26 protein-coding genes and 1 pseudogene are annotated in these 24,755 nt (G+C 71.8%); 11 read left to right on the top strand and 16 right to left on the bottom strand.

Annotation, left to right across the window (positions count from 1 at the left end):
• Positions 1 to 49: 49 nt before the first annotated feature.
• A complete protein-coding gene (locus tag ACWC2T_RS02235) occupies positions 50 to 259 on the bottom strand; it encodes a DUF397 domain-containing protein (protein WP_450668558.1) in 210 nt (69 codons plus the stop codon).
• Positions 231 to 1,094: a helix-turn-helix domain-containing protein gene (locus ACWC2T_RS02230; protein WP_450668557.1), complete on the bottom strand. Its 864-nt coding sequence runs from the start codon at positions 1,092 to 1,094 to the stop codon at positions 231 to 233. Before ACWC2T_RS02230 ends, ACWC2T_RS02235 begins: the two co-directional genes overlap by 29 nt.
• A gap of 112 nt (positions 1,095 to 1,206) precedes the next feature.
• Here ACWC2T_RS02230 and ACWC2T_RS02225 point away from each other — a divergent pair.
• Together ACWC2T_RS02225 and ACWC2T_RS02220 are read left to right on the top strand one after the other, a co-directional pair.
• Positions 1,207 to 1,430, top strand: a pseudogene (locus tag ACWC2T_RS02225) (hypothetical protein).
• A complete protein-coding gene (locus ACWC2T_RS02220; protein WP_450668556.1) occupies positions 1,427 to 1,786 on the top strand; it encodes an ATP-binding protein in 360 nt (119 codons plus the stop codon). Before ACWC2T_RS02225 ends, ACWC2T_RS02220 begins: the two are co-directional and overlap by 4 nt.
• A gap of 70 nt (positions 1,787 to 1,856) precedes the next feature.
• Here ACWC2T_RS02220 and ACWC2T_RS02215 read toward each other — a convergent pair whose 3' ends face one another.
• The 4 genes from ACWC2T_RS02215 to ACWC2T_RS02200 form a co-directional block, all read right to left on the bottom strand.
• Positions 1,857 to 3,074: an MFS transporter gene (locus tag ACWC2T_RS02215; RefSeq protein ID WP_450668555.1), complete on the bottom strand. Its 1,218-nt coding sequence runs from the start codon at positions 3,072 to 3,074 to the stop codon at positions 1,857 to 1,859.
• A 120-nt stretch (positions 3,075 to 3,194) separates the two neighbouring features.
• Positions 3,195 to 4,235: an endonuclease/exonuclease/phosphatase family protein gene (locus ACWC2T_RS02210; RefSeq protein WP_450668554.1), complete on the bottom strand. Its 1,041-nt coding sequence runs from the start codon at positions 4,233 to 4,235 to the stop codon at positions 3,195 to 3,197.
• Between the two features lie 187 nt (positions 4,236 to 4,422).
• The gene (locus ACWC2T_RS02205; protein ID WP_450668553.1) at positions 4,423 to 5,049 is read right to left on the bottom strand and encodes a TetR/AcrR family transcriptional regulator; all 627 of its coding nucleotides are present in this window, start codon (positions 5,047 to 5,049) and stop codon (positions 4,423 to 4,425) included.
• A 95-nt stretch (positions 5,050 to 5,144) separates the two neighbouring features.
• Positions 5,145 to 6,731 carry an MFS transporter gene (locus tag ACWC2T_RS02200; protein WP_450668552.1) on the bottom strand — a complete coding sequence of 529 codons (1,587 nt, stop codon included), beginning with the start codon at positions 6,729 to 6,731 and terminating at the stop codon, positions 5,145 to 5,147.
• Positions 6,732 to 6,945: 214 nt separating this feature from the next.
• Between ACWC2T_RS02200 and panB the strand changes: the two genes are divergently transcribed.
• The 3 genes from panB (at position 6,946) to ACWC2T_RS02185 (ending at position 9,893) form a co-directional block, all read left to right on the top strand.
• The gene (gene panB, locus ACWC2T_RS02195) at positions 6,946 to 7,812 is read left to right on the top strand and encodes a 3-methyl-2-oxobutanoate hydroxymethyltransferase (protein ID WP_450668551.1); all 867 of its coding nucleotides are present in this window, start codon (positions 6,946 to 6,948) and stop codon (positions 7,810 to 7,812) included.
• A gap of 237 nt (positions 7,813 to 8,049) precedes the next feature.
• On the top strand, positions 8,050 to 9,075 hold the full coding sequence (locus tag ACWC2T_RS02190; RefSeq protein WP_450668550.1) for an ATP-binding cassette domain-containing protein: 1,026 nt from the start codon (positions 8,050 to 8,052) through the stop codon (positions 9,073 to 9,075).
• Positions 9,072 to 9,893 (top strand): ABC transporter permease, encoded by an 822-nt coding sequence (locus ACWC2T_RS02185; protein WP_450668549.1) that lies wholly within the window; start codon positions 9,072 to 9,074, stop codon positions 9,891 to 9,893. The genes ACWC2T_RS02190 and ACWC2T_RS02185 overlap by 4 nt, the downstream gene beginning before the upstream one ends.
• A gap of 11 nt (positions 9,894 to 9,904) precedes the next feature.
• Here ACWC2T_RS02185 and ACWC2T_RS02180 read toward each other — a convergent pair whose 3' ends face one another.
• A complete protein-coding gene (locus tag ACWC2T_RS02180) occupies positions 9,905 to 13,171 on the bottom strand; it encodes a BTAD domain-containing putative transcriptional regulator (RefSeq protein WP_450668713.1) in 3,267 nt (1,088 codons plus the stop codon).
• Between the two features lie 14 nt (positions 13,172 to 13,185).
• The gene (locus ACWC2T_RS02175) at positions 13,186 to 13,404 is read right to left on the bottom strand and encodes a DUF6578 domain-containing protein (RefSeq protein ID WP_450668548.1); all 219 of its coding nucleotides are present in this window, start codon (positions 13,402 to 13,404) and stop codon (positions 13,186 to 13,188) included.
• A gap of 119 nt (positions 13,405 to 13,523) precedes the next feature.
• Here ACWC2T_RS02175 and ACWC2T_RS02170 point away from each other — a divergent pair, with 119 nt between their 5' ends.
• A complete protein-coding gene (locus tag ACWC2T_RS02170; protein WP_450668547.1) occupies positions 13,524 to 14,294 on the top strand; it encodes a site-2 protease family protein in 771 nt (256 codons plus the stop codon).
• Here the strand turns inward: ACWC2T_RS02170 and ACWC2T_RS02165 are convergent.
• The 3 genes from ACWC2T_RS02165 to ACWC2T_RS02155 form a co-directional block, all read right to left on the bottom strand.
• Positions 14,276 to 14,455: a hypothetical protein gene (locus ACWC2T_RS02165; RefSeq protein WP_450668546.1), complete on the bottom strand. Its 180-nt coding sequence runs from the start codon at positions 14,453 to 14,455 to the stop codon at positions 14,276 to 14,278. The two genes, ACWC2T_RS02170 and ACWC2T_RS02165, sit on opposite strands and share 19 nt — an antisense overlap.
• A 71-nt stretch (positions 14,456 to 14,526) precedes the next feature.
• The gene (gene npdG / locus ACWC2T_RS02160; protein WP_450668545.1) at positions 14,527 to 15,249 is read right to left on the bottom strand and encodes an NADPH-dependent F420 reductase; all 723 of its coding nucleotides are present in this window, start codon (positions 15,247 to 15,249) and stop codon (positions 14,527 to 14,529) included.
• A complete protein-coding gene (locus tag ACWC2T_RS02155) occupies positions 15,246 to 16,412 on the bottom strand; it encodes a sialidase family protein (protein WP_450668544.1) in 1,167 nt (388 codons plus the stop codon). Before ACWC2T_RS02155 ends, npdG begins: the two co-directional genes overlap by 4 nt.
• Positions 16,413 to 16,526: 114 nt before the next feature.
• Between ACWC2T_RS02155 and ACWC2T_RS02150 the strand changes: the two genes are divergently transcribed.
• Positions 16,527 to 17,123 carry a hypothetical protein gene (locus tag ACWC2T_RS02150; protein ID WP_450668543.1) on the top strand — a complete coding sequence of 199 codons (597 nt, stop codon included), beginning with the start codon at positions 16,527 to 16,529 and terminating at the stop codon, positions 17,121 to 17,123.
• Positions 17,124 to 17,178: 55 nt separating this feature from the next.
• Positions 17,179 to 18,453: an MFS transporter gene (locus ACWC2T_RS02145; protein ID WP_450668542.1), complete on the top strand. Its 1,275-nt coding sequence runs from the start codon at positions 17,179 to 17,181 to the stop codon at positions 18,451 to 18,453.
• Here ACWC2T_RS02145 and ACWC2T_RS02140 read toward each other — a convergent pair whose 3' ends face one another.
• On the bottom strand, positions 18,454 to 18,687 hold the full coding sequence (locus ACWC2T_RS02140) for a hypothetical protein (RefSeq protein ID WP_450668541.1): 234 nt from the start codon (positions 18,685 to 18,687) through the stop codon (positions 18,454 to 18,456).
• 58 nt (positions 18,688 to 18,745) lie between these two features.
• On the opposite strand from ACWC2T_RS02140, the gene map reads away from it, so the two are divergent.
• Positions 18,746 to 19,603: a type I methionyl aminopeptidase gene (gene map, locus ACWC2T_RS02135; protein ID WP_450668540.1), complete on the top strand. Its 858-nt coding sequence runs from the start codon at positions 18,746 to 18,748 to the stop codon at positions 19,601 to 19,603.
• A gap of 130 nt (positions 19,604 to 19,733) precedes the next feature.
• Complete coding sequence (locus ACWC2T_RS02130; protein WP_450668539.1) at positions 19,734 to 20,381, top strand: biliverdin-producing heme oxygenase; 648 nt, start codon at positions 19,734 to 19,736, stop codon at positions 20,379 to 20,381.
• 10 nt (positions 20,382 to 20,391) lie between these two features.
• Here ACWC2T_RS02130 and ACWC2T_RS02125 read toward each other — a convergent pair whose 3' ends face one another.
• A complete protein-coding gene (locus tag ACWC2T_RS02125) occupies positions 20,392 to 21,036 on the bottom strand; it encodes a PhzF family phenazine biosynthesis protein (protein ID WP_450668538.1) in 645 nt (214 codons plus the stop codon).
• A gap of 167 nt (positions 21,037 to 21,203) precedes the next feature.
• On the opposite strand from ACWC2T_RS02125, the gene ACWC2T_RS02120 reads away from it, so the two are divergent.
• The gene (locus tag ACWC2T_RS02120; RefSeq protein WP_450668537.1) at positions 21,204 to 22,196 is read left to right on the top strand and encodes a hypothetical protein; all 993 of its coding nucleotides are present in this window, start codon (positions 21,204 to 21,206) and stop codon (positions 22,194 to 22,196) included.
• A 40-nt stretch (positions 22,197 to 22,236) separates the two neighbouring features.
• Here the strand turns inward: ACWC2T_RS02120 and ACWC2T_RS02115 are convergent, their stop codons facing one another.
• From ACWC2T_RS02115 to ACWC2T_RS02105, 3 genes are all read right to left on the bottom strand, one after another.
• Positions 22,237 to 22,959, bottom strand: a complete 723-nt coding sequence (locus tag ACWC2T_RS02115; RefSeq protein ID WP_450668536.1) for a bifunctional DNA primase/polymerase — start codon at positions 22,957 to 22,959, stop codon at positions 22,237 to 22,239.
• Positions 22,960 to 23,022: 63 nt separating this feature from the next.
• Complete coding sequence (locus ACWC2T_RS02110) at positions 23,023 to 23,652, bottom strand: TetR/AcrR family transcriptional regulator (protein ID WP_450668535.1); 630 nt, start codon at positions 23,650 to 23,652, stop codon at positions 23,023 to 23,025.
• Between the two features lie 26 nt (positions 23,653 to 23,678).
• Positions 23,679 to 24,698: a small ribosomal subunit Rsm22 family protein gene (locus ACWC2T_RS02105; protein ID WP_450668534.1), complete on the bottom strand. Its 1,020-nt coding sequence runs from the start codon at positions 24,696 to 24,698 to the stop codon at positions 23,679 to 23,681.
• Positions 24,699 to 24,755: the final 57 nt, after the last annotated feature.

Genomic DNA, 24,755 nt, shown 5'->3' with positions numbered 1-24,755 from the left:
CTGAGGCGCGGGGGGCGTGGGGTCCTGGTGACCTCACGCCCCCTTTGCGTTACGCGGACTTGGACTTCAGCGCGGTGATGAAGGGGGTCCAGGCGGTGGGGGTGAGGAGGAGGACGGGGCCGCCGGGGGACTTGGAGTCGCGGACGGGGACCAGGCCGGGGATGCTGGGCGCCACTTCGACGCAATCCCCGCCGTCACCGTTGCTGTAGCTGCTCTTGAACCAGAGAGCGTCACTCAAGTCGATCCGGTTGCTTGCCATTTCGATAATCCTCTGCCGCTGCATTGATCATGGCGAGGGACGTGTCTGGTGACAGTGCGACGGCCCTGAGCCGATCGTATGCCTTGCGGTACTGCTTCACGAGGGCCGGATCATCGATGGTGTCCCCGCTGTAGGACGCCTCGATGTAAAGCAGCGGTGGAGCATCTGGAAAGTCCATGATCTTGACGGACGCGGCCATCAGGGGATACGCCCCGCATGTCCGCGGAACGATCTGCGGAGTGATCCGATGCCGCTCGGCCAGCTCCACGATCCGGTCCAACTGAGTGGCCATCTCCAGTGGCGGGAGGATCGGATCCGCGATCAACGACTCGTGCAGGACTGCCCAGTACTCCGGCGTGGAGTGATCCTCCTCGAAGAGGCAGGCTCGGCCGAGCCTGGCCGTCACCTTCTCCTCGACCCACTCGTCGGAGGCCGCCGGGTGGGCCGACCGGACCAGCATCCGGGCGTACGGAGCGGTCTGGAGCAGTCCGGGGAAGGTAATGGGACACCATTCCTCAATGGCCTCCGCGTACTTCTCCGCCTCCAGGACCTTCTCGAAGTACGCGGCATGCGGCCCTCTCCTCGCCTTCCGCACATCCTCACAATGCCGCTCGAAGAACCCGTCAGTCCCCAGCACCCGGTCCGCATGCCGGGCCAGGTCGAGCGGCATCCTCCGCTCCCCGCGCTCGATGTCGCTGAGGTAGGTCTTGCCGTAGAAGCTGCCTTCGAGGAACGCCTCCAGCGACAGCCCCGCCGCCTCCCTCTTCCACCGCAACTCCGCGCCGTAGAAGGTCGGAACGCTCATCGAGCCGTCGATGTCCTTGCGCCGTGCCATCGTTCACCTTTCGCTGCCCCGGTCGCGAACGCGAAACCACTTTTACGGTAGCCAGCAGGGGGACAGTCTGTGAGGAGTTCGTCACACAACGCACAGAAGGCGGCCAACCCCCATGCCCGACCACCGCTCCCCCACCGCCTACGACATCACCCTCTGCGTGGAGGAACTCCGCTCGGCCTCGCCCTGCACGACATCACGCTCCCGTCCCTCCGCGTGGATCTGCCGAGTTTCGCGGGTAGATACGGCCGGCCCGCCGGACTCGTCACGCTCGGGAACTGCAACACGGCCACGGCACGGGCGCTGGCCGCCGCGCTCAGGAAGACGGCGGGCCGGTGAGGACGGTGCTCGAACTCCGCCTGCTCGCCACGCCGAAGACCGCGCCGGAACTGCGCCGGCACCTCCGGGACCACGACTTCGAGGTCCGGCTGTGCGCGACGGAGTTACTGACGAACGTCATCGACCACCTCGGCGAGGGCACACCGGTGACCGTACGCGTCATGGGTACGGCGACGGACCACGGCCCCCGCACCCGCATCGAGGTGACCGACCCCGCCCCGTGCGCCGCGCCTGTCCTGCTGCCCGCCACGGAAACGGAGGAGTCCGGGCGGGGGTTGGCCTTGCTCGACGCGCTCTCCGAGCGGTGGGGCGTGGAGCAGTGGGCGGACCGGAAGACGGTGTGGTGCGAGCTGTGAAGTTGCCGTGGGGCCGCCCGCTCGCTCACCTCTCGACCGGCCGAGTCGGGTGGGCGGGTGGGCAAAGAATTCAGGGCTGCAACACCCCCGCCTCCCCCGGCACGTGGGAGCTGATGACCCGCCCCACCGACGGAGTCATCCGCCTCCGGTCCACCGCCCACGCCACGCTGGCCACGCCCAGCCCCAGCAGCGCCAGCATCGCGCCCGCCAGCGCGGGGGACGTCGTACCGAAGCCCGCCGCCAGGGCCAGGCCGCCGACCCAGGCGCCACCGGCGTTGGCCAGGTTGAAGGCCGCCTGGTTGGCGGAGGAGGCGAGCGACGGGGCCGCGGCCGCCTTCTCCATGACCATCAGCTGAAGCGGGGAACCGGTGACGAACGCCGCCATGCCCAGCAGGGCGACCGCGAGCGCCGCGCTCCACTCGGCGCGCATCAGCACGGGGAACAGCAGCAGCACGAGCCCCAGCGAGGCCAGGCCGCCGAACAGGGTGCCCCGCAGGGAGTGGTCCGCCAGGCGGCCGCCGAGCAGGTTGCCGGCCGTCGCGCCGACACCGAACAGGGCCAGGAGCAGCGTCACGTCGCCCTCCGCGTACCCGGCCGACTCCGTCAGCATCGGGGTGACGTAGCTGTAGGCCGCGAAGAGCGCGCCGAAGCCCGCCACCGTCGTGCCCAGAGCCAGCCAGACCGGTACCGACCTGAGCGCGGCCAGTTCGCCGCGCAGGCCGGCCGAGGGGGCGGCCTGCCCCCGGTCGTGCGGGATCAGCAGCGCCAGGGACGCGATCGCCGCCAGGCCGATCACGCTCACGCCGAGGAAGGTGGCCCGCCAGCCCAGGTGCTGGCCGACCAGCGTCGCCACCGGCACGCCCGCGACGTTGGCGACGGTCAGGCCGAGGAACATCAGGGAGACCGAGCGGGCCTTGCGCTCCGGCGGGACCATCGCCGTGGCGACGACGGCACCGACGCCGAAGAAGGCGCCGTGCGGCAGGCCGCTGAGGAAGCGGGCGGCGAGCAACGCGTCGTTGCCGGGGGCGAACGCCGACAGTGCGTTGCCCACGACGAACATCCCCATGAGGGCGATCAGCACCGTACGGCGGGACATGCGGGCCGTGAGCGCGGCCAGCAGTGGGGCGCCGATCACCACGCCCAGCGCGTACGCCGAGACCAGGTGTCCGGCGGTGGGGATCGAGATGTGCAGGTCGTTCGCGACGTCGGGCAGCAGGCCCATCATCACGAACTCGGTCGTACCTATGCCGAAAGCGCCGACGGCCAGAGCGAGCAGGGCCAGGGGCATGAAGGGCCTGTGCCTTTCAACGTAAGGGTCGACCCGACGTGGGAGTCGACGAGAGCGGAGTCCGTACCAGCATATGTTCAGGTACGGAACAAAGCCTCTCAGGCCCGGTATTCCAAGGGGTTACGACGACGTGTCCAGCTTCACACGGGCAGCCACCGGAAGGTGGTCGCTGCCGGTGCGCGGCAGGGTCCAGGAGCTCTCCGGCTCGACACCCCGGACCATGATCTGGTCGATCCGCGCCATCGGGAACGACGCCGGCCAGCTGAACCCGAAGCCGCTGCCCGCCGCGCCCTGCGTGGAGCGCATCTGGGAGGTGACGGCGTTGAGCGAACGGTCGTTCATCGTGCCGTTCAGGTCGCCGAGCAGGACGACGCGCTTCAGGGGCTCGGCGGCGATGGCCTCGCCGAGCGCGTCGGCGCTCGTGTCGCGCTGCTGAGCGGTGAACCCGGCGTCCATCTTCACCCGCACCGAGGGCATGTGGGCGACGTACACCGCGACGGGGCCCTTGGGCGTGGTGACGGTGGCCCGCATCGCGCGCGTCCAGCCGAGCCTGATGTCCACCGCCCGCACATCGCTCATCGGGTACTTGCTCCACAGGCCGACCGTGCCCTCGACCCCGTGGTACCGGTACGTCGGCGCGAGCGCCTTCTCATAGGTGGACACGGCCGTCCCGGGCACTTCCTCCAGGGCCAGCACGTCGGCGCCGGAGGCGGCCACCTCGCGGGCTGTCGCGGCGGGGTCGGGGTTCTGGGCGTTGACGTTGTGGGTCGCCACCATCAGGTCGCCGCCGGAGCCCGTCTTGTCGGTGAGCAGCCCGCCGAAGAGGTTCAGCCACACGGCCGCCGGGAGGAGTACGGCGACCAGCGCGGTGGCCGACCTGCGCAGCAGCGCGAGCAGCAGCAGGACCGGGATGGCGAGGCCCAGCCACGGCAGAAACGTCTCGGTGAGGCTGCCGAGGTTGCCCACCCGGTTCGGGATGCGCGAGTGCAGCAGCATCACCAGGGCGAGGAGGAGGGCGAGGACCGCGAGGAGGATGCCCCGGCGCCAGATGCGCGGGTCGTCCCGCCAGCCGCCGTACAGCAGGCGCCGAAGCCGGGATCCCGGTCGCTCGGGCCCCGAGCCGCCGCCCACCGTCTCCGTCGTGTACGCCTGCTGCGCCATACCGTCTGCCTCACTGCCTGCCGTGCACACCGTCGTCCCCCCGCGTTCATCCGACCCTAGGGGATGATCGGCTCCGACCCCGCCGTCCCATGACGGCCGTACGGAAGACGAGGACGAACGAAGCGCGGCGGGGAGTTCCGGTCGGCCCCGGAACGCGTGGGTCTGTGACACAACGCGCACATGGGTGCTACGAGGCTGTCGAGCTGACGGGCCGTAGGCCTTCCAGGACGGTGTCGACGATCCTTTCGGCCAGGCCCTCGGGCAGCTCGCCCTCGGGACGCATCACGGCACGCACGAGCATGGGGCCGACGAACAGGTCGTTGGCCAGCTCCAGATCGACGTCCGCGCGCAGTTCGCCGTCGCGCTGTCCGCGGCGCAGCACCTCGAGACCGAGGGCGCGCCGGGGCTCGACGACCGCGGCGTGGTACGCCGCCCAGATCCTGGGGCTGGACTTCATCTGGGCGTAGACGTTGTGCAGGATCGCCGAGCGGCTGACCAGGCCGCGTTGACGCAGCGTCTCCAGCAGGGCGACGAGGTCGTCGCGCATGGAGGTGCCGGGGAGCACGGGGTCGGGGGGTTCGGCGGCCCGCATGACGTCGACGAACAACTCCTCCTTGCCGCTCCAGCGGCGGTAGATGGTGGCCTTGCCGACCCCGGCCGTGCGCGCGACGCGCTCGATGGAGAGTTCGGCGAGCGGTACGCCGTCCTCCAGGAGCTTCATCACGCCTTCCACAATGGCCCGTTCCACGGCCTCGCTGCGGGGTCGTCCCCGCACGGGCCCGTCCGGTCGCGGCCGGCTCTCGGCAAGGCTCACGTCGTTCCGTCCTCTCGCTGTGCTGCGGGAATTGTCCCGCAGCGGCCTCCTTCCCCCGTCTGACCGTGCGTACGACTGCTACGGCCGCGTCCGCGTCAGTCCGCGGCCGCGACCAACTCCGCTTCCTGCTCGCCCGCTTGAGCGGCCGGCGGCTTGCCGGGCAGGAACAGGGCCGTCACCACGGCGCCGATCAGCGCGACGCCCACGCCGCACAGCGCGGTGACGTGCATGGCGTGCAGGAACGCGTCGTCGGCGGGGGTGACCAGGGCCTTGCCCTGCGGCCCGAGCCTGCCGGCGATGCCGAGGGTTGCCTCGATGGACTCGGCCGCCTTGTCGCGCAGGGCGGGCGGCAGCATGCCGAGCTTGTCCTGGATGCCGTTGCGGTAGGACGTGGCGAGCACCGAGCCGAGGACGGCGATGCCGAGCGCGCCGCCGACCTGGCGGAAGGTGTTGCTGAGCGCGGAGGCGGAGCCGGCCTTCTCGCGCGGCAGCGCCTGCATGATGACGACCGAGGTCGGCGTCATGATGTGCGCCATGCCGGTGCCCATGAGGAAGAAGACGACTTCCAGGATCCAGATCGGCGTGTCGGCCTGGAAGCCGGCGAACGCGGCCAGCGTGGCGGCGATGAGCACCAGGCCGGCGGTGGTGGTGGCCTTGTTGCCGAACCGGTCGACCAGCAGCCGGGCACGCGGCGCGAAGATCAGCTGGGCGCAGGCGAGCGGCAGCATCAGCACACCGGACTCCAGCGGGGAGTAGCCGCGCACGCTCTGGGTGTAGAAGACACCGAAGAACGTGACGCCCATCAGCGCGAAGAAGACCAGCGCGATGGCGCTCATGGCGGCCGAGAAGACCTTGTTCTTGAAGTAGGTGACGTCGAGCGAGGGGTGGTCGCTGCGCCTCTCGAAGAGGACGAAGCCGGTCAGCACGACGAGACCGGCGACGATGGTCGCCAGCACCTTGGCATCGGTGAAGTCGGCCAGCTCGCCGCCCTTGATGATGCCGTAGACCAGCAGGACCAGGCCGACGACGGACAGGACGACGCCGACCGGGTCGAGGCGGCCCGGCCTCGGGTCCCGGGAGTCGGGCACCAGCCAGGTCATCAGCACCAGCGCGACGATCACGATCGGCACGTTGACGAAGAAGACCGAGCCCCACCAGAAGTGGTCGAGGAGCGCGCCGCCGGTGATCGGCCCGATGGCGATGGCGAGGCCGACCCCGCCCGCCCAGATGCCGATGGCCTTGGGCTGTTCCTCGCGCTCGAAGACGTTCATCAGCACGGCGAGGGTGGCGGGCATGACGAACGCGGCACCGAGGGCCATCAGCGCGCGGTAGGCGATCAGCTGGTCCGGCGAGCCGGACTCGGCGGCCAGCATCGAGCCGATGCCGAACACGGCGATGCCGCCCAGCAGCACCTTCTTGCGGCCGAGGCGGTCGCCGATGAGGCCGGCGGTGAACAGCAGGCCGGCGAAGACGAGGGTGTAGGCGTTGATCGCCCACTCGATCTGCCCCTGGGAGGCGCCGAGGCCGGTCGGCGCGGGGCTGGAGATGGTCTTGATGGCGACGTTCAGGATCGAGTTGTCGAGCACCACGATGAGCAGGCTCAGCATCAGCACGCCGAGGATCGCCCAGCGGCGCCGGTGCACCGCTTCCGGTATCCGGGAGGCAGGGACGGGACTTGTCATGTGTTCGAGCGTACGACCATTTCGATACGGAACGGTCTCGTATCTCACTTCTTTACCAAGGCCTTACACGTCAAGGCCTTACGCATGAGTGCCGATCGGCCGCGGGTGGGGATCACAGGGGACCCCTCTGGCCCTGGCTGGCACGAGGTGCCACCATGGAGTCGATCCGGGGACGCCGTCAGGGCGCCTCGAGATGACTGAAGGAGCCGTTGCCATGACGCAGCTTTCGGCTGCCCAGAACAAGCCTTCCGACGGCAGCAAGGCGCTGTACGGGGGGAAGGGCACCCGCCGCATCACCGTCCGCGACATCACCCTCGCCAAGGAACGCGGCGAGAAGTGGCCCATGCTCACCGCCTACGACGCGATGACCGCGTCCGTCTTCGACGAGGCCGGGATCCCGGTGATCCTGGTCGGCGACTCGGCGGGCAACTGCCACCTCGGGTACGAGACGACCGTGCCCGTCACCCTCGACGAGATGACCATGCTGTCGGCGGCCGTCGTCCGCGGCACGCAGCGCGCCCTGATCGTCGGCGACCTCCCCTTCGGCTCCTACCAGGAGGGCCCGGTACAGGCGCTGCGCTCGGCGACCCGGCTGGTGAAGGAGGCGGGCGTCGGCGCGGTCAAGCTGGAGGGCGGCGAGCGCTCGCACGAGCAGATCCGGCTGCTGGTGGAGTCCGGCATCCCGGTCATGGCGCACATCGGCCTGACCCCGCAGTCCGTCAACGCGATGGGCTACCGCGTGCAGGGGCGCGGCGAGGAGGCGGCACAGCAGCTGCTGCGCGACGCGAAGGCCGTGCAGGACGCCGGCGCCTTCGCCGTCGTCCTCGAACTGGTCCCGGCGGAGCTGGCGGCCGAGGTGACGCGGGTGCTGCACATCCCGACGGTCGGCATCGGCGCCGGGCCCGAGACGGACGCGCAGGTGCTGGTCTGGACGGACATGCTGGGCCTGACCTCCGGCCGGGTGCCGAAGTTCGTCAAGAAGTACGCCGACCTGCGTGAGGTCATGGGCAACGCGGTGAGGTCGTTCGCCGAGGAGGTCGTCTCCGGAGCGTTCCCGCTGGAGGAGCACTCCGTCCACTGAGCCACTGCGGCAACACCCCGGCAGCCCCGCTGATCTTCCCCCGTCAGCGGGGCTGCCACCCCTTTTTTGCGCCTGAGCCGGCGCCGCTCTCGCGGACGTGGTTGCTCGCCGTCGTGGTTGCTCAATTGATGGTTGCGGTGGTCTTCGGGTGATGGTCGGGGTGGTCGTCGGGGAGTTGTCGGTCGCTGTCGGTCGCTTGTCGGTGGTTTGTCGGTGGGCGCTGGCACTGTCTGACGCATGACACGAATCGAAGACATCCCTGTCGGCGAAAGCCACGCCGTGACGGTGCGGGGACTGGTCAAGCACTACGGCGAGACCAAGGCACTGGACGGTGTCGACCTGGACGTGCGGGAGGGCACCGTGATGGGCGTGCTCGGCCCGAACGGCGCCGGCAAGACCACCCTCGTACGGATCCTGTCCACCCTGATCACCCCGGACGCCGGCCGGGCCACCGTGGCCGGCTACGACGTCGTACGGCAGCCCCGGCAGCTGCGCCGGGTCATAGGGCTCACCGGGCAGTACGCCTCCGTGGACGAGAAGCTCCCCGGCTGGGAGAACCTGTACATGATCGGCCGGCTGCTGGACCTGTCCCGCAAGGACGCCCGCGCCCGCGCCGACGAGCTGCTGGAGCGCTTCTCCCTGACGGAGGCGGCCAGGCGGCCGGCGAGCACGTACTCCGGTGGTATGCGGCGGCGGCTCGATCTCGCCGCCTCGATGATCGGGCGGCCTGCCGTGCTGTACCTGGACGAGCCGACCACCGGGCTCGACCCGCGCACCCGCAACGAGGTGTGGGACGAGGTGCAGGCGATGGTCGGCGACGGCGTCACCGTGCTGCTGACCACCCAGTACATGGAGGAGGCCGAGCAGCTCGCCTCCGAGCTGACCGTGGTCGACCGCGGCAAGGTCATCGCCACCGGAGGGATCGAGGAGCTCAAGGCCCGCGTCGGCGGGCGCACCCTCCGGGTCCGGCCCGTCGACCCGCTGCAGCTGCGCCCGCTCGCCTCGATGCTGGACGAGCTCGGCATCACCGGGCTCGCGACCACCACCGTGGACACCGAGTCCGGGACCCTGCTGGTGCCGATCCTCAGCGACGAGCAGCTGACCGCCGTGGTCGGCGCGGTCACCGCGCGCGGCATCACCATCTCCTCCATCACCACCGAACTGCCCAGCCTGGACGAGGTGTTCCTGTCCCTCACCGGCCACCGCGCCAGTGCCCCGCAGGACGCCCTGCCCGCCGACGCCCGCGAGGAGGTCGCCGTATGAGCGCCACCACCGTCACGTCCGCAGTCACTTCGGCCGACACCCGCATCCCGCTGCGCGGGCACCTGCGGCACACCGGAGCCCTGCTGCGCCGCAACCTGATCTGGATCCGCCAGGACCCGGAGTCGATGTTCGACGCGCTGCTGATGCCGGTCATCTTCACCCTGCTGTTCGTGTACGTCTTCGGCGGCTCGATCGGCAAGGCGCTGGGCGGCGGACAGCAGGCCTACGTCCAGTACGTCGTGCCCGGCCTGATGGCCATGACCAGCCTGTCCATGGCCCAGGGGGTGGGCACCGGCTTCAACCAGGACTTCAACAGCGGGGTCATGGACCGCTTCCGCTCCCTGCCGATCGGACGCGGCTCCGTGCTCTTCGCGAAGATCGCGGTGGAGCTGGCCCGGATGCTGATCGCGACAGCCGTGCTGCTGGTCGTCGGTGTGCTGGTGGGCTTCGACGTCACCCACTGGGCGGGGCTGTTCGCCGCCGTGGGTCTGGCGACGCTCTTCGCCTCGTCCATCATGTGGGTGTTCCTGACCCTCGGTGTGATCATGAAGAACGCCCAGTCCGTGCAGGCGATGGGCTTTCTGACGCTGTTCCCGCTCCAGTTCGGCTCGTCGATCTTCGCGCCGACCAACTCGATGCCGGGCTGGCTGCGCCACTTCACCGACTACAACCCGATGTCCGGCCTGGCCGACGCCGCACGCGGCCTGATGAACGGCGGACCGGTCGCCCATGGCCTGTGGGTGACCCTGGCCTGGTCGGTGGGCATCACCGCGGTCATGGCGCCGGTGGCCATCCACAAGTTCCGTACGAAGAGCTGACACTCCCGGTGTCACACCAGGGCGGTGGCCTCCGCGAGGGAGAGGCCACCGCCCTCGGCGTACGCGGCCCGGTAGGCGGGTTCGTCCAGGGACTCCCGGATCCGGCCCTCGGCCATGTCGTGGCACCGGCGTTCGACGCCGGAGAGGACATGCCCGGAGGGCAGCAGGGCGCGGGCGGCGCCCAGGCAGCGGGCGGCGTCGACGGCGCGGCTGCCGCCGTCGAGGCGGGCGAGGGCCATCGCCGCGGCGTAGAGGCAGATGGAGTCCAGTTGCGGGGCGATGGCCTCGGCCAGCGGGTCCCGAGCGAGGTGCAGGGCCCGCCTGATCCGCTCCAGGGCGTCCTCGGCACGGCGGTCGAGGGCGTCCAGCCAGGCCTCCTGGGTGAGAATCATGGCGTCGAAGACGACGAAGTACGAGATCTTGAACTCCTCGCGCAGCAGGCGCAGTTGCTCACGTGCCTCGGCGGTGCGGCCGGTCAGGCCGAGCCAGCAGGCCAGGAACAGCCGGGCGGCGGGCATGGCTTCGTTGAGGGAGCCGTCCCGGCTCGCGATGACGTCCCGGAGCATCTGCTCGCCGCGCTGCATGTCCCCCGCCTCCATGAGCACGCTGCCGAGGCGGGCGCGGAGAACGGCCATCTGGCCGCGGGCGCCGAGGCGTTCGGCGTGTGCGACGGCCGCCCGGTAGTCGGCGGCGGCCTCGGGGTACTCGCCCCGGCGCTCATGGGCCTCGCCCCGGGCGGACAGCGCCTCGGCGGTGCCCCAGGCGTCACCGAGGCGGCGGTAGATCTCCAGGGCCTCCTCGGCGTCCCGGGTGGCGTTGCCGGCCCAGGCGGAGCGGTTGGCGAGGATGTTGGCGCGCATCTGCAGGGCGCCGGCCAGCTCCCACTCGAAGCCGGGGGTCTCCCGGCAGGTCTGCACGCAGGCGTCGATGACCTCCCGCATCGGGTCCACACCGCCGGTCAGCATCACGGCGAAGAACCACAGCATGCCGGGCGCGCGACAGGTCTGCGGCAGGCCGGGGTGGTAGACCCGGGTGATGGCGCGCAGCTTGGCCTGGGCCTCGGGGGTCTGCCAGGCCTCCAGCTCATGGTCCATGCAGGCGAGGTGGGCGAGGTGGACGCCGCGCCGGGCCTCGGCGAGGACCTCGCCGGTGTACGGGGGCGGGGCGTCGGTGCAGCGCTGCCACACCGGCTCGGCGGGCCGGACGGGTTCGGCGAAGGGGTCGGGGCCCAGCGCCATGACCTCCCGGCACCAGGTGCGGGTCTCGATGCGCTGGTCGCGCATCTGCCAGAACCACACAAGGGACAGCAGCAGACACAGCGCCTCCTGCTCGTCGCGGGTGGTGACGGCGTGCCGCAGTGCGGTGCGCAGGTTCTCGTACTCCAGCTGGAAGCGCTCGATGGCGGTGCGCTGTTCGGGTCCGCGCAGCAACGGGTCGGTGGCGCGGGCGAGTTCGCGGTAGTACGTCAGATGGGCGCGCTCTGCGTCGGCGCGGTGCCCGGTCTCCGCCAGCCGTTCACCGGCGTACTCGGCGACCGTCTCCAGCAGCCGGTAGCGCATCCCGCCCCCAGCCCTCTTGTCCGGCAACGGCGCGGCCACCACCAGGGACTTGTCGACCAGCGAGCCGAGCGCGTCCAGGGCGACCGGCCCGCACACGGCCTCGGCGGCGGCCAGGTCGCAGCCGCCCGCGAAGACGGACAGCCGGGCGAGGACGTCCCGTTCGTCGGCGTCCAGCAGCTCCCAGGACCAGTCCACGACGGCCCGCAGGGTCTGCTGGCGGGGCAGGACGGTGCGGCTGCCGGAGGTGAGCAGCCGGAAGCGGTCGTCGAGCCGGTCGGCTATCTGGCGCGGGGTGAGCATCCGCAGCCGGGCCGCCGCCAGCTCGATGGCGAGCGGGAGTCCGTCGAGCCGCCGGCAGATCTCCGCGCACGCCTCCGGATCGTCCTCGACGCGGAATCCGGGCCTGGCGGACGCGCCCCGGTCGGCGAGCAGCCGCAGCGCGACCGGCTCCGGCAGCGGCTCCACCGGGCGCACCAACTCCCCCGGCACTCCGAGGGGTTCGCGGCTGGTGGCGAGGACGGTCAGCTCGGGGCAGCGGGCCAGCAGGTGCTCGGTGAGGTGGGCGGCGGCCTCGATCACATGCTCGCAGTTGTCCAGGACGACCAGCATCCGGCGCCGGGCGCAGTGCTCCACGATCCGTTCGAGGGGGTCGTCGTGCCGGTCGGTGACGGCGCGGATGCTCTCGGCGCCGGCGCCGTGCAGCACGGTGTCGCGGGCGCCGATCGCGGTGAGCACGGCCTGCGGTACGGCCTCGGGGTCGTCCACGGGCGCCAGTTCGGCCAGCCACACCCCGTCCGGGACGGTGTGCCGTACCGCCTCGGCGGCTTCCTGGGACAGCCGGGTCTTCCCGGCGCCGCCCGGACCGAGCAGGGTGACCAGGCGGGCGGCGCCCAGGTCGGCGCCGATGGCCTCGATGTCGGTCTCCCGGCCGACGAAGGAGGTGAGCCGGGCGGGCAGGTTGCCGAGTGCCCGGTGCTCGGGTTCGGCGGGCGTCTCGGTCAGCAACTCGGTGTGCAGGGCGCGCAGTTCGGGCCCGGGGTCGGAGCCGAGCCGGTCCGCGAGCAGCCGTCGTACGTCCTCGTAGGCGGCGAGCGCCTGGGCCGGGCGGCCGGTGTCGCGCAGGGCGCGCAGCCGCAGCGCCTGGAGCGGCTCGTCCAGCGGATGGTCGTCGCACAGGGCGGTCAGCTCGGGCAGGGACTGCTCGGCGTGCCCGAGGGCGAGTGCGGCGGTGTGCCGGGCGCGCTGTGCGTCCAGGCGGCGGGTCTCCCAGCGGGCCGCCTCGGCGGTGTGGTCGGGCAGGTCGGCGAGCGCGGGGCCGCGCCACAGGGCGAGCGCGTCGTCCAGGACGGCGGCGGCCTTGGCCGGGTCGCCGTCGGCGAGGGCGGCGAGGCCGTCGCCGGTCAGCCGCTCGAAGCGGTTGAGGTCGATGTCGTCGGGCGCGGCGGTCAGCCGGTAGCCGCCCTCGGCGGAGGCGACGGCGTCCGCGCCGAGGGTGCGGCGTAGCCGGCCGACCAGCGCCTGGAGCGCCCCTGCGGCGTCGGCGGGCGGGTCGGCGCCCCAGACCTCGTCGACCAGCACGCCCACGGGCACGGTCCGCCCGGCCCGGAGCGCGAGCACGCCCAGCAGGGCACGCAGCCGCGCCCCGCCGACCGGGACGGCCGTGCCGTCGGGGCGGAGTACCTGGGTGGTGCCGAGCAGCGAAAAGCGCACGGGGACCATTGTCGCCGGAGCGGTCACCGGTGGTCACCGGGTTTCGGCGGCGTGCCGTCCGGAACGTCCGGGGTGACGTCCGGGCCTGAGCCGTGGCGCTCCACCCAGGCCTCGGCGCCGTAGCCCCACCCCTCCCGGATGTCCTCGGCGTCGTGGGCGACCAGCCGCCAGGCCACCTCGTCGCCCACCGCGAAGGGCGTGCCGCAGCACTCCATCTGCCAGTTCTCGTAGAACACCCTCATCCGTGGCATTCCTCCAGGGTCCAGGAACCGGACGGCGGGCGCGAGACGTTTCCCCGACGAGCGCGCGGCCGGTACGGTCGCAGTCCTTGACCGTCCCCCCTTGAGCACGGGAGCCCGCCATGGCCACCGCCACCACCCCTCGCGGCGATCGCCGGGTCAGTCCCGTGTTCGTCGGGATCCTGGCCGTGACGGCGGTGGCGGGCTGGGCCACCTGGACGGGGTATGCGGCGCAGCGGGGCGTCGCGGTGTTCCTGTTCGTGACGGCGGCCTGGATCGTCTCCCTGTGCCTGCACGAGTACGCGCACGCGCGCACGGCCCTGCACAGCGGTGACATCACCATCGGCGCCAAGGGCTACCTCACCCTGAACCCGCTGAAGTACACGCACGCGCTGCTGAGCATCGTGCTCCCGGTGGTCTTCCTGATCATGGGCGGGATCGGGCTGCCCGGCGGGGCGGTGTTCATCGAGCGCGGCCGGATCCGGGGCCGCTGGCGGCACAGCCTGATCTCGGCGGCGGGCCCCCTGACGAACGTGCTGTTCGCGGCCGTGTGCACGGCCCCCTTCTGGCTGGACGCGCTGGACGGCGTACCGGTCGACTTCCGGTGCGCGCTCGCCTTCCTGGCCCTGCTGCAGGTGACGGCGGCGATCCTGAACTTCCTGCCGATACCGGGCCTGGACGGCTACGGCGTGCTCGAGCCCTGGCTGTCGTACCAGGTGAAGCGCCAGGTGGAGCCGTTCGCGCCGTTCGGCCTGCTGTTCGCGTTCGCGCTGCTGTGGGTGCCGTCGATCAACATCGCGTTCTTCGACATGATCCACGCCATCCTGCGCGCACTGGGAGTGAGCGACCTGGACACCTCGTACGGCTGGAGCCTCTACCGGTTCTGGGCCTGAGTCGCCCGGTCGCGCTTGACGTAGTACCAGGTCATGTTGGACGTCAGACCCGCCAGCAGCACCCAGACGATCCCCAGCCAGCTGCCCTGCGCGAAGGAGACGACGGCGGCGGCCACGGCGAGGACGCAGACGACGAGGGTGTAGAGGGCGATGCGGGGCATGGGGGTGGCTCCTGTAGGGGACACTGCTCGGGACTGCTTCACTGCTTCGCCGACCAGTGTCCCCCATCCGCTCAGACGTCGGTGACGCGGAGCCCGGCGTGGGCCTTGTAGCGGCGGTTGACGGAGATCAGGTTCGCGACCAGCGACTCCACCTGGTGGGCGTTGCGCAGCCGGCCCGCGAAGACGCCCCGCATGCCGGGGATGCGCCCGGCGAGGGCCTGCACGATCTCGACATCGGCCCGCTCCTCGCCGAGCACCATCACATCGGTGTCGATCTGCTCGATCTGAGGGTCCTGGAGCAGCACGGCGGACAGGTGGTGGAAGGCGGCGGTGACGCGGGAGTCCGGCAGCAGGGCGGCGGCCTGCTCGGCGGCGCTGCCCTCCTCGGGCCTGAGCGCGTAGGCGCCCTTCTTGTCGAAGCCGAGCGGGTTGACGCAGTCCACGACGAGCTTGCCGGCCAGTTCGTCGCGCAGTGCCTTCAGCGTGTCGCCGTGGCCGTCCCACGGTACGGCGACGATCACGATGTCGCTGCGGCGCGCGGTCTCGGCGTTGTCGGCGCCCTCGACACCGTGGCCGCACTCCTCGGCGGCGGCCCGGGCGCGCTCGGCGGCGCGGGAGCCGATGATCACCTTCTGGCCGGCCCGGGCGAGCCGGTAGGCGAGGCCTTTGCCCTGCGGTCCGGTGCCGCCGAGCACGCCGACGACGTACCCGGAGACGTCGGGCAGGTCCCAGGGGTCCTTGGTGGGGGCCTTGGCCGGGGTCTGTGCGCTGTCGGAAGAGGTCGTAGAGGTCATGAGTGCGACTCTACGTCCGTGCGGGGGACGGCACCGGCCCAGGCGAGCCGCGCCACCGGAACCCGGCGGAAGGTGATGGTCTCGTAGGCGCCGAAGTCGCCGGTCTCGTAGAGGAGTCCGACGGTGTCCGCATCGACGCGGACCAGGTCGGAGTAGGCGGCGGGCAGCGGGTCGGCGGTGAGCGCCGGGCGCCAGGTGGTGCCGCCGTCGGCGGAGGCGCGGATCGTCATCCGGGCGCGGGCGGCGGGGTCGGCCGGGCCGGAGTAGAGGAGCAGGTCCGGGTCGCGGAGCTGGAGCACGGAGGCCTGGCAGACGGGTGCGGTCAGCCCGGCCTGCGACCGGAAGGGTGTGACGAGCGTCCGCCCGCCGTCCTGCGAACGGGCGTCGGCGCGGTTGCCGGGCATGAGAGGGGCGGCGCGAAGCGCCTCCGGCAAGGGCGGTGGTGGGAGACGGGCGGGCGAGTCGTTGCGCGTGTTGAAGTAGACGCGCCCGTCGGGGAGTTCGGCGGCGGTGGTCTCGTTGACGTTGATGTACCCGTCGGTGTGCTCGTCGAGACACCCGAGGTACCAGGACTCCCCGCGGTCGTCGCTGAGCAGGCAGTGGCCGCTGTTGTACCGCGGTTCGGCGCCGGTGTCGGTGCCGGTGGGCGGCAGGGTGTGGTTGGCGGGGACGAGGACCCGGCCGGTGCTCAGCTGGAGGGCGTGGCCGGGAGTGGTGGCGTACCAGCGCCAGCCGGGCTTCTTCACCTGTGCGGTGATCTCCCTCGGCGCGGACCAGGTCACGCCGTCGTCGTCGCTGTGCTGCACCCAGACGCGCCGCCCGTCGGCGTCGCCGACCCGGCCGCGCACGATGGCGGCCTCGGTGGCGGTGGCGGCGGCCCGGATGTGCACGAGCAGGACGCGGCCGGTGTCGAGGACGACGGGGGCGGGGTTTCCGGCGAGATCGGTGCCGTTGCTCGCGGCGACCTGGAGCGGCCCCCAGGTGCGGCCGCCGTCCGTGGACCGCTTGAGCACGATGTCGATGTGCCCGTGGTCGGCGGCGGAGTCGACGCGGCCCTCGCAGAAGGCGAGGAGGGTGCGGGCGCCGGTGGCCACGACCGCCGGGATCCGGAAACTGGCGTACCCCTCGTGTCCGGCGCGGAAGGGGACGGTGACCTCGGTCATCGGGCGGCTCCTGAGCAGGTGGTGGTACCCGTGGAGCGGGGTACGTCCCCGGGGCGGGCGAATTCCGGGTGAACTCCGCGTCACGAGTGACCGGTTGCGGCAGGATGCGGGCGTATGGACGCCGTACGGGTCGCGCTGCTGCGGGAAGTGCTCGCCGGGACCGAGTGGCTGGGGGCCACCCGGAGATTCGCGGGGATGCTGCGCGGGTCGGTGGTGGCACACGGGGGCGGGCTGCTGCTGGTGGGCACGCCGGAGTACGAGCCGTGGCATCTGGCGGCGCATCTGGTGGACGAGGCCGCATGGTCGGGGACGCCCGAGCTGGCGCCGACCCTGGTACGGCAGCACGCGCGCCCCTCCGACCCGCCTCACCTGGCCGTGGGGCCGGGCCGGATCGAGGCGGCGCGGCGGGGCGAGACCCTGCTGGTCGTGGCTCCCGAGGAGCCCGCGCCGCTGCTGGAACGGGTCCACTCGGCCCGGCGGGCCGGGGTGACGGTACTGGCCCTGGGGCCGGGCGACGGCGACCTCGCGGCCATGGCTCATGACACGCTGGCCGTGCCGGACGGGGCGGAGCTGGACCTGGACACCGTCCAGCACCTGGTCAGCGCGGCGGCCGGCGAGAACGGCGGCTCTCCGAGGGTGCGACGGGGGTTCCGGGACAGGTTGGCAAGGCTGGCGGAGATCCTGACGGCACCGCCGCCGGCCCCTTGGTGACCGTGCCCGCGAAAACCAGTTGCCCGGTGATCCCGCTCGGCCCACCATCCCTGAGGTGACCCGCGCCCTCCTCCCCGACCTCTCCCCCTGGAAGGCCTCCGCAGATTTCCGTCGGCTCTGGAAATCGGGGCTGATCAGCAACTTCGGCAGCTTCCTGACCTTCGTCGCGCTCCCGGTCCAGCTGAAGGATCTGACGGAGTCGACCGCAGCCGTCGGCGCCATCGGCGCCGTGGAGCTGCTGCCCCTCATCGTGTGCGGCCTGTACGGCGGCGCCCTCGCCGACGCGCTCGACAAGCGGAAGCTCATCGTGTGGACGGAGGCCGGGCAGGGTGTGCTGAGTGCCGTCCTGCTGCTCAACGCGCTGGCCCCGCACCCCATGGTCTGGCCGCTGTACGCCGTCGCCGCCCTCTCCTCCGCCCTGGTCTCCGTCCAGCGCCCGGCCCTCGACTCCCTGTGGCCCCGGATCGTCGCCCATGCCGACATGCCCGCCGCGGCCTCGCTGAACTCGCTGCGCTGGACCGTCGGCGGAGTCGCGGGCCCGGCCCTCGCGGGCGTGGTCGTCGCCTACGCGGGCCTCGGCTCGGCGTACGCCGCCGACCTGCTGACCTTCGCCGTCTCGCTGGCGTACATCGTCCGTATCGCCCCCTCCCCCGCCTCGCACGAGGCCTCGAAGCCCTCGCTGCACGCCATCCTGGAGGGCGCCCGGTACGCCTGGAGCCGCAAGGAACTCCTCGGCACCTACGTCGTCGACCTCGCGGCGATGTTCCTGGCCATGCCGCTCGCGGTGCTGCCGTTCCTCGCCGACGAACTGCACGCCGACTGGGCGCTCGGCCTGATGTACGCCGCCGTCCCGGCCGGCGCGATGCTGGTCAGCCTGACCAGCGGCTGGGCGTCGAGGATCCACCGGCACGGGCTGATGGTGGTGCTGTCGGCGACGGGCTGGGGGCTCGCGGTCGCGGCGGCCGGTGCGTGCCGGAACGTGTGGCTGGTCCTCGTCCTCCTGACCGTCGGCGGCGGCTTCGACATGGTCAGCGGGATCTTCCGGTCGGCGATGTGGAACCAGACGATCCCGGACGAGCTGCGCGGCCGGCTCGCCGGGATCGAACTGCTGTCCTACTCGGTCGGCCCGCAGCTCGGCCAGGTCCGGGCGGGCGGCATGGCCGCCTGGGCGGGCGTACGGACCTCCGTCGTCTCCGGCGGGCTGGCGTGCGCGGGCGCCATGGGCCTGCTCGCGCTGTGCCTGCCGGGGCTCATGACGTACGACGCCCGCACCAACGAGCACGCGGTACGGATGCGCGAGCAGCGCGCCGCCGTACCCACCGAGGTGTGATCACTCCTCCTCGGTGCTCCCGCCCGCCGACGCGTCGTGCCAGCGCGGGTCGTTCTCCCACTGGAGGTTGCGCTCGGCGGCGGTCTCCATCGCGTGCTCGGCCTCCTGCCGGGAGGCGTACGGCCCGAAGCGGTCCTTGGCCGGGCACTCCGGGCCCTCCTCGACCTTCTTGTGCTCCAGGCAGTAGTACCACTCGCCCGGCTTGCCGACGGTGCGCTTCTTGAACAGGGGCATGAACAGCTCCTCTCACCAACGTCATGTTCCCCCATGCCGGCTGGATAGACTCGCTGTCATGTCTGGCCAGTCGCTGCTCGTACCGGGGGAGCTGTCCCCCACCCGTTCGGTCCCCGGAAACATCCGCCGCCCCGAGTACGTGGGCAAGCCCGCGCCGGCGCCGTACACCGGTCCGGAGGTGCAGAGCCCGGAGACCATCGAGGCGATGCGGATCGCCGGCCGTATCGCCGCGCAGGCGATGGAGGAGGCCGCGAGGATCATCGCGCCGGGGGTCACCACGGACCAGCTGGACAAGGTCGCCCACGAGTACATGTGCGACCACGGCGCCTACCCCTCCACGCTCGGCTACCGCGGCTTCCCGAAGTCGCTGTGCACCTCGGTCAACGAGGTCATCTGCCACGGCATCCCGGACTCGACGGTCCTCAGGGACGGCGACATCGTCAACCTGGACGTGACGGCGTACATCGGCGGGGTGCACGGCGACAACAACGCCACGTACCTGGTCGGGGACGTGGACGAGGAGTCCCGGCTGCTGGTGGAGCGGACCCGGGAGGCCCTGAACCGCGCGATCAAGGCGGTCCGGCCGGGCCGGCAGATCAATGTCATCGGCCGGGTCATCGAGTCCTACGCCAAGCGTTTCGGCTACGGAGTCGTCCGCGACTTCACCGGCCACGGCATCAACTCCTCCTTCCACTCGGGCCTGATCATCCCGCACTACGACAGCCCGCAGGCGACGACGGTCATGCAGCCGGGCATGACGTTCACCATCGAGCCGATGCTGACGCTGGGCACCCACGAGTACGACATGTGGGAGGACGGCTGGACGGTCGTGACGAGGGACCGCAAGCGGACGGCCCAGTTCGAGCACACGCTGGTGGTGACGGAGACCGGGGCGGACATCCTGACCCTGCCGTAACGCTGCACTCGGCTTTGGCCCGCTCTCTTCGGAGGGCGGGCTTTTTGCTGCGCGCTCGCCCCCCCTGATGCGTTTCCGACAGCCTGTCGGTAAACTTACCGACAGGCTGTCGGCAAACCGGGGAGTGTCCATGGAGTCGTTCTCGTCCCTCATCCGCACCGCGTCGCACGAGCAGCACGTGGAGGCGGAGACCTCGACGTTCATGAGCGACCTGCTCGGCGGCCGGCTGGGCGTGGCCGCCTACGCCCGCTACACCGAGCAGCTGTGGTTCGTGTACGAGGCCCTGGAGGGCGGCGCCGGGCGGCTGGCGGCGGATCCGGTGGCGGGGCCGTTCGTCCGGCCCGAGCTGTTCCGGCTGGCCGCGCTGGAGCGGGACCTGGCGCATCTGCGGGGGCCGGGGTGGCGGGCGACCCTGAGCGCCCTTCCGGCCACGCAGGAGTACGCGGCCCGGGTGCGCGAGTGCGCCGAGCGCTGGCCCGCCGGCTATGTCGCCCATCACTACACCCGCTACCTGGGCGACCTGTCCGGCGGTCAGATCATCCGCGACCGGGCGGAGAAGACCTGGGGTTTCGCCAGGAAGGGCGACGGCGTCCGCTTCTACGTCTTCGAGGGCGTCCCCAACCCGGCCGCGTTCAAGCGGAGTTACCGCGAACTGCTGGATGCGCTGGACGTGGACGAGCTGGAGAAGCAGCGGGTGACAACGGAGTGCAAGCGGGCGTTCGCCCTGAACACGGGCGTGTTCCGGGCCCTGGGCGAGGAGTTCCCGCTGAGCGCCTAGGTTCTGTCGTTCAGCGCTCCAGGTACACCCGCCCGCCGATCTCCACCCATCCCTCCGGCTGCGGGGCGGTCAGGATCTGCGAGCCCCGGCCCTGGGTGATGTTCAGGGCGCGGCCCAGCCGGTCGGTGAGGAGGAGGGCGGCGGCGCCGGTGGCCTCGTCCTCGTCGATGCCGTCGTTCCGGCCGGGGAAGGCACGTGCGCGGACCCGGCCGGCCGCCTCGTCCTCCCAGGCCCAGGCGTAGATCCACTCGCCGGGGGGTGGCACGTCGAGGGCGTCGACCTCGGCGGCCGTGCCGTACTGGCGCAGGGTGCGCGGCGGCGCCCACTCCGCGCGGGCCTCGATCCAGCTGAACTCCCCGTCCAGCCGGGCGCCGACGACCCCGGCGGGCGTGACCAGTTCGGGCACGTCGAGCAGCCAGGCGGTGCCGACGCAGGGGTGACCGGCGAAGGGCAGGCGCAGGGTGGGCGTGTAGATGTCGATCACGCCGCGCTCGGGGTCGTCCACGAACACGGTCTCGCTGAAGCCGAGTTTGGCGGCCAGCTCCTGCCGGTCGCCGCGCTCGGGCAGCACCGAGCCGTCGCGGACGACACCGAGTTCGTTGCCGTAGCCGCCGTTCGGCCCGCAGAAGACGCGGAGTACGTCGTAGTCAGTCACGGGGGAATTGAAACATCGCGGCGCCCGCGAGCGCGTCCCAGACCGACCGGCCGAGCAACCGAGCGACGGCGGCTCCGGCCCCCGGATGTCAAGAACCAGACGGCTCCGGCCCCGGCGGTCGGCCAGGGTAGGGTTCGCCTCCGGGAAGGGGAAGGTGAAGGGACCCGATGAGCAGGGATCGCAGCCCGCGCAGGCTCCGCAGGCGTGACCGAAAGGCACTCATAGCGGCTTCGCTGACCGCTTTGTCGCTGACGGCGAGCGGGTGCATGGTGGTGCACGGGGAGCGCGAGGTGCTCCCCGCCGCCACCCGTGCCGAGGCCGCCAAGGCGCTCACCGCGTTCACGACCGCGTACAACCAGGCCGACAAGGCCTACGACAACTCCCTGGACGCGCCCTATCTCACCGGCCCGTTCGGCGACATCACGGCCGCCCGGCTGAAGGCCAGGCACACCAACAGCCCGTCCGGCAACCCGAACCACGTGCCGCTGAAGCTGTCGGACGTGAAGATCACGATCCCGAAGAAGGCCGGCTGGCCGCGCTGGTTCGTCGCCGACGCCAAGGGCAGCACCACCGGCGACCAGCGCTGGCTGATGGTGTTCACCCGGGGCGACCTCGGCGAGCGCTGGCGAGTGGCCTACGTCACCCTCGTGGTGCCGTCCGCGGTACCGGAGTTCAAGACGGACCAGGACGGCTGGGCCGAGGCGGTACCGGTCGGCTCCCAGCAGTTCGCCGTCGCCCCGGGGAAGCTGAGCCAGGCGTACGCGACGTATCTGCAACAGGGCGGCCAGACCTTCGCCGCCGGCAGCTACACCAGCGGCGAGCGTGCCGACCGGGCCAGGCGGGACCGCAAGCCGGGCCTGGTCACGCAGTTCATCGACGGGCCGCTGACGAACGGCAGCTACGCACCGCTGGCGCTGCGCACGGCGGACGGCGGGGCGCTGGTGTTCTTCACCACACACCACTACGAGAAGCAGACCGCCGCCGCCGGAACCACCGTGCCGGTCACGAACAAGGACGTACAGGCCCTGACCAAGGGCGAGGTGAAGCAGTCCCTGACCCTGGAGTTCATGTCGGGAGAGGTCGCACTGGACCCGGCGGGGAGCGGGAAGGTGTCGGTGCTGGGCCGGGTGCCGGGGCTCACTTCGGCGCAGGGCGAGTGATCAACGCCCCGAAGCGGAGCGTCCCAGCACCGTCGGGCTCCTAGTGCCGGAGGGGCCAGCCCGCCCTTTCCGTGCCCGCGTACCGCGAACACGCGTCGGTCAGCGCCTCCAGCAGGCTCAGCGGATCCGGCAGCGCATGCTCCGGCCCCCGTACCCAGCGCACCGACTGATCGTCACCGGGGAGCCGGGCCGGGGGCACCAGCACGTACGAGCCCCGGCAGTGCCAGCGCAGCAACGGGTGCTCGTCCATGGTCTCGGGGTGGCAGTCCAGCTCGCACGGCCACCACTCGTCCTCGTCCTCGGGGGTGCCGCGGGTGAGGGTGAAGAAGAGCATGCGTCCGTCGTCGCTCTCGGCGACGGGCCCCACCTCGACGCCGGAGCCGAGCAGCCGCTCCAGCGCCTCCCGGCCGGCCTCCAGGGGCACGTCCAGGACGTCGTGCGTCATGCCGGTCGCGGTGATGAAGTTGGCCTGCGGCTGGTGCCGGGCCCAGCGTTCGATCTGGGCGCGGTCGGTGGTGGACTGGGTCTGCCAGGCGAAGGACACCGGGTGCCGGGCAGGGGTGGGACAGCCGACCCGGTCGCAGGAACAGCGGTAGCCGGGGGCGGGGTGCGCGGCGGGGGCGAGCGGCAGGCCCGCCGCGGCGGCGGCCACCAGCAGGACCTCGCGGCCCCCGTCGTCGGGGGCCTCCTTCGGGCGGCGTCCGAGCAGCCACTGGGAGAGTTTGCCCTGCCGGCCGGACCGGCCGCCGAACGTCGCGCTCATCTATCCCCTCAGTCTGGTGGTCGCCTCGCTGGTGTGCAGACAGTGTGCCTTATCGTCCCATCTTCATGTGCTTCGGGGTGGCTGGGCCGCGATTCCGTGCAGTGCGTACTCGACGAGGGTGTCCGTGTAGTCGTACGAGATCGGCCCGGTGTGCTGCAGCCAGCGCTGCGCGAGCGGTGAGACGAACAGTTCCAGGGCGATACGGGGATCGACGCCGGCCCGTACCTGCCCGGCGTCCTGTGCGGCGCGCAGCCGGTCGACGTACAGCTGGAGCTGGGGTTCGAGGAGTTTGCCGACGAACTGGCGGCCGAGCGGCTCGTTGACCAGGCCCTCGGCGGCCAGCGCGCGGGAGGGCGCCTCGAAGCGCGGGTCGTGCAGCTGGTCCACCGTGATCCGCAGCACCGCCTTGAGGTCGGCGGCGAGGTCCCCGGTGTCCGGGATGGTGTACGGCTCCCGGCCCGCCTCCCGTGCCGCCTGCCTGGAGAGGTCGAGGAACGCCTCCAGCAGGACGTCCGCCTTGGACGACCACCAGCGGTAGATCGTCTGCTTGCCCACCCCGGCCCGCGCGGCGATCCCCTCGACGGTGGTCTTCGGGTACCCGACCTCGCCGACCAGGGCGAGGGCGGCGGCGTAGATCGCCCTGCGGGACTTCTCGCTGCGGCGGGTGGCGTCGGGGGCCGGCTTGTTGACCATGAGGGGACGCTAACAAGCCCCGGCGGCTACGCGGACGGCTCCTCCGGGGAGTCCTCCGGGTGGTCCTCCGGCGGCCAGGAGTCCCCCCACTCGGCGTCCCGGGCCGCCTTGTACAGGGAGCCGTGCCGTTTGGTGATCGTCGTGCGGCGCAGCCGGTCGTCGGCCTCGCACAGGTCCAGCAGCACCTGGCCCTTGCGGATCTGCGGGCGCCGGATCACACGGGCGGGGGCCGGCGCGGCGGGCAGGCGGGTGGCGACGACGTACGAGAACTTCTCGTCCTCGTACGGCAGGGTGCCGCCCTTGACCTGGCGGTGCAGGGAGGAGCGGCTCACCCGGGCGGAGAAGTGGCACCAGTCCCGGCCGGGCTCGATGGGGCAGGCGGCGCTGTGTGGGCAGGGGGCGACGACGTGCAGTCCGGCGCGGATCAGGCGGTCGCGGGCCTCGATGACGCGGGCGTAGCCGGCCGGGGTGCCGGCCTCCACGATCACCACGGCCTGCGCGGCGGCCGCGGCGGCGTCGACGAGGGCGGCGCGGTCGGGCTCGGAGAGCTCGTTGAGGACGTACGACACCGTGACGAGGTCGGCGTCGTCCAGGGTGAGGTCCGCGCCGATCCGGGCGCGCTGCCAGCGGGCGCCGCGCAGGGCCGGGTTGGCGGCGGCGATCTCCCGGCCGAGGGCGAGGGCGGGCTCGGCCCAGTCCAGCACGGTGACGCTGCGCTCGCCGGGCCAGGTCGCGGTGACGGCCCAGGTGGCGGCGCCGGTGCCACCACCGACGTCGACATGGCTGCGGGGCGTGAAGTCGGGGAGGGCCTGCGCGAACGCCTCCAGCGCGGAGCGGACCGCTGCGAATGTGGCCGGCATGCGGTAGGCCGCGTAGGCGGCGACGTCGGCGCGGTCGCGCAGGATCGGAGCGTGGGTGGGTGTTTCGCCCCGGTAGTTGGCGATCAGCCGTTCCACGGCCCCGGCGGCCTGGGTGGGCGGGAGTCCGTCGAGCAGGTCGGCGAGGCTTCGGCGGAGGGCTTCGGCCGGCGGTACGGGGGCGTTCACCCGGAGATTCTATGGCGCCCTGCGCTGGTGCGGGCCCTGCTGGGGGGCTCCGCCCCC

Source organism: Streptomyces sp. NPDC001393, assembly GCF_053597455.1.
This window is presented reverse-complemented; position numbering and strand designations above follow the sequence as displayed.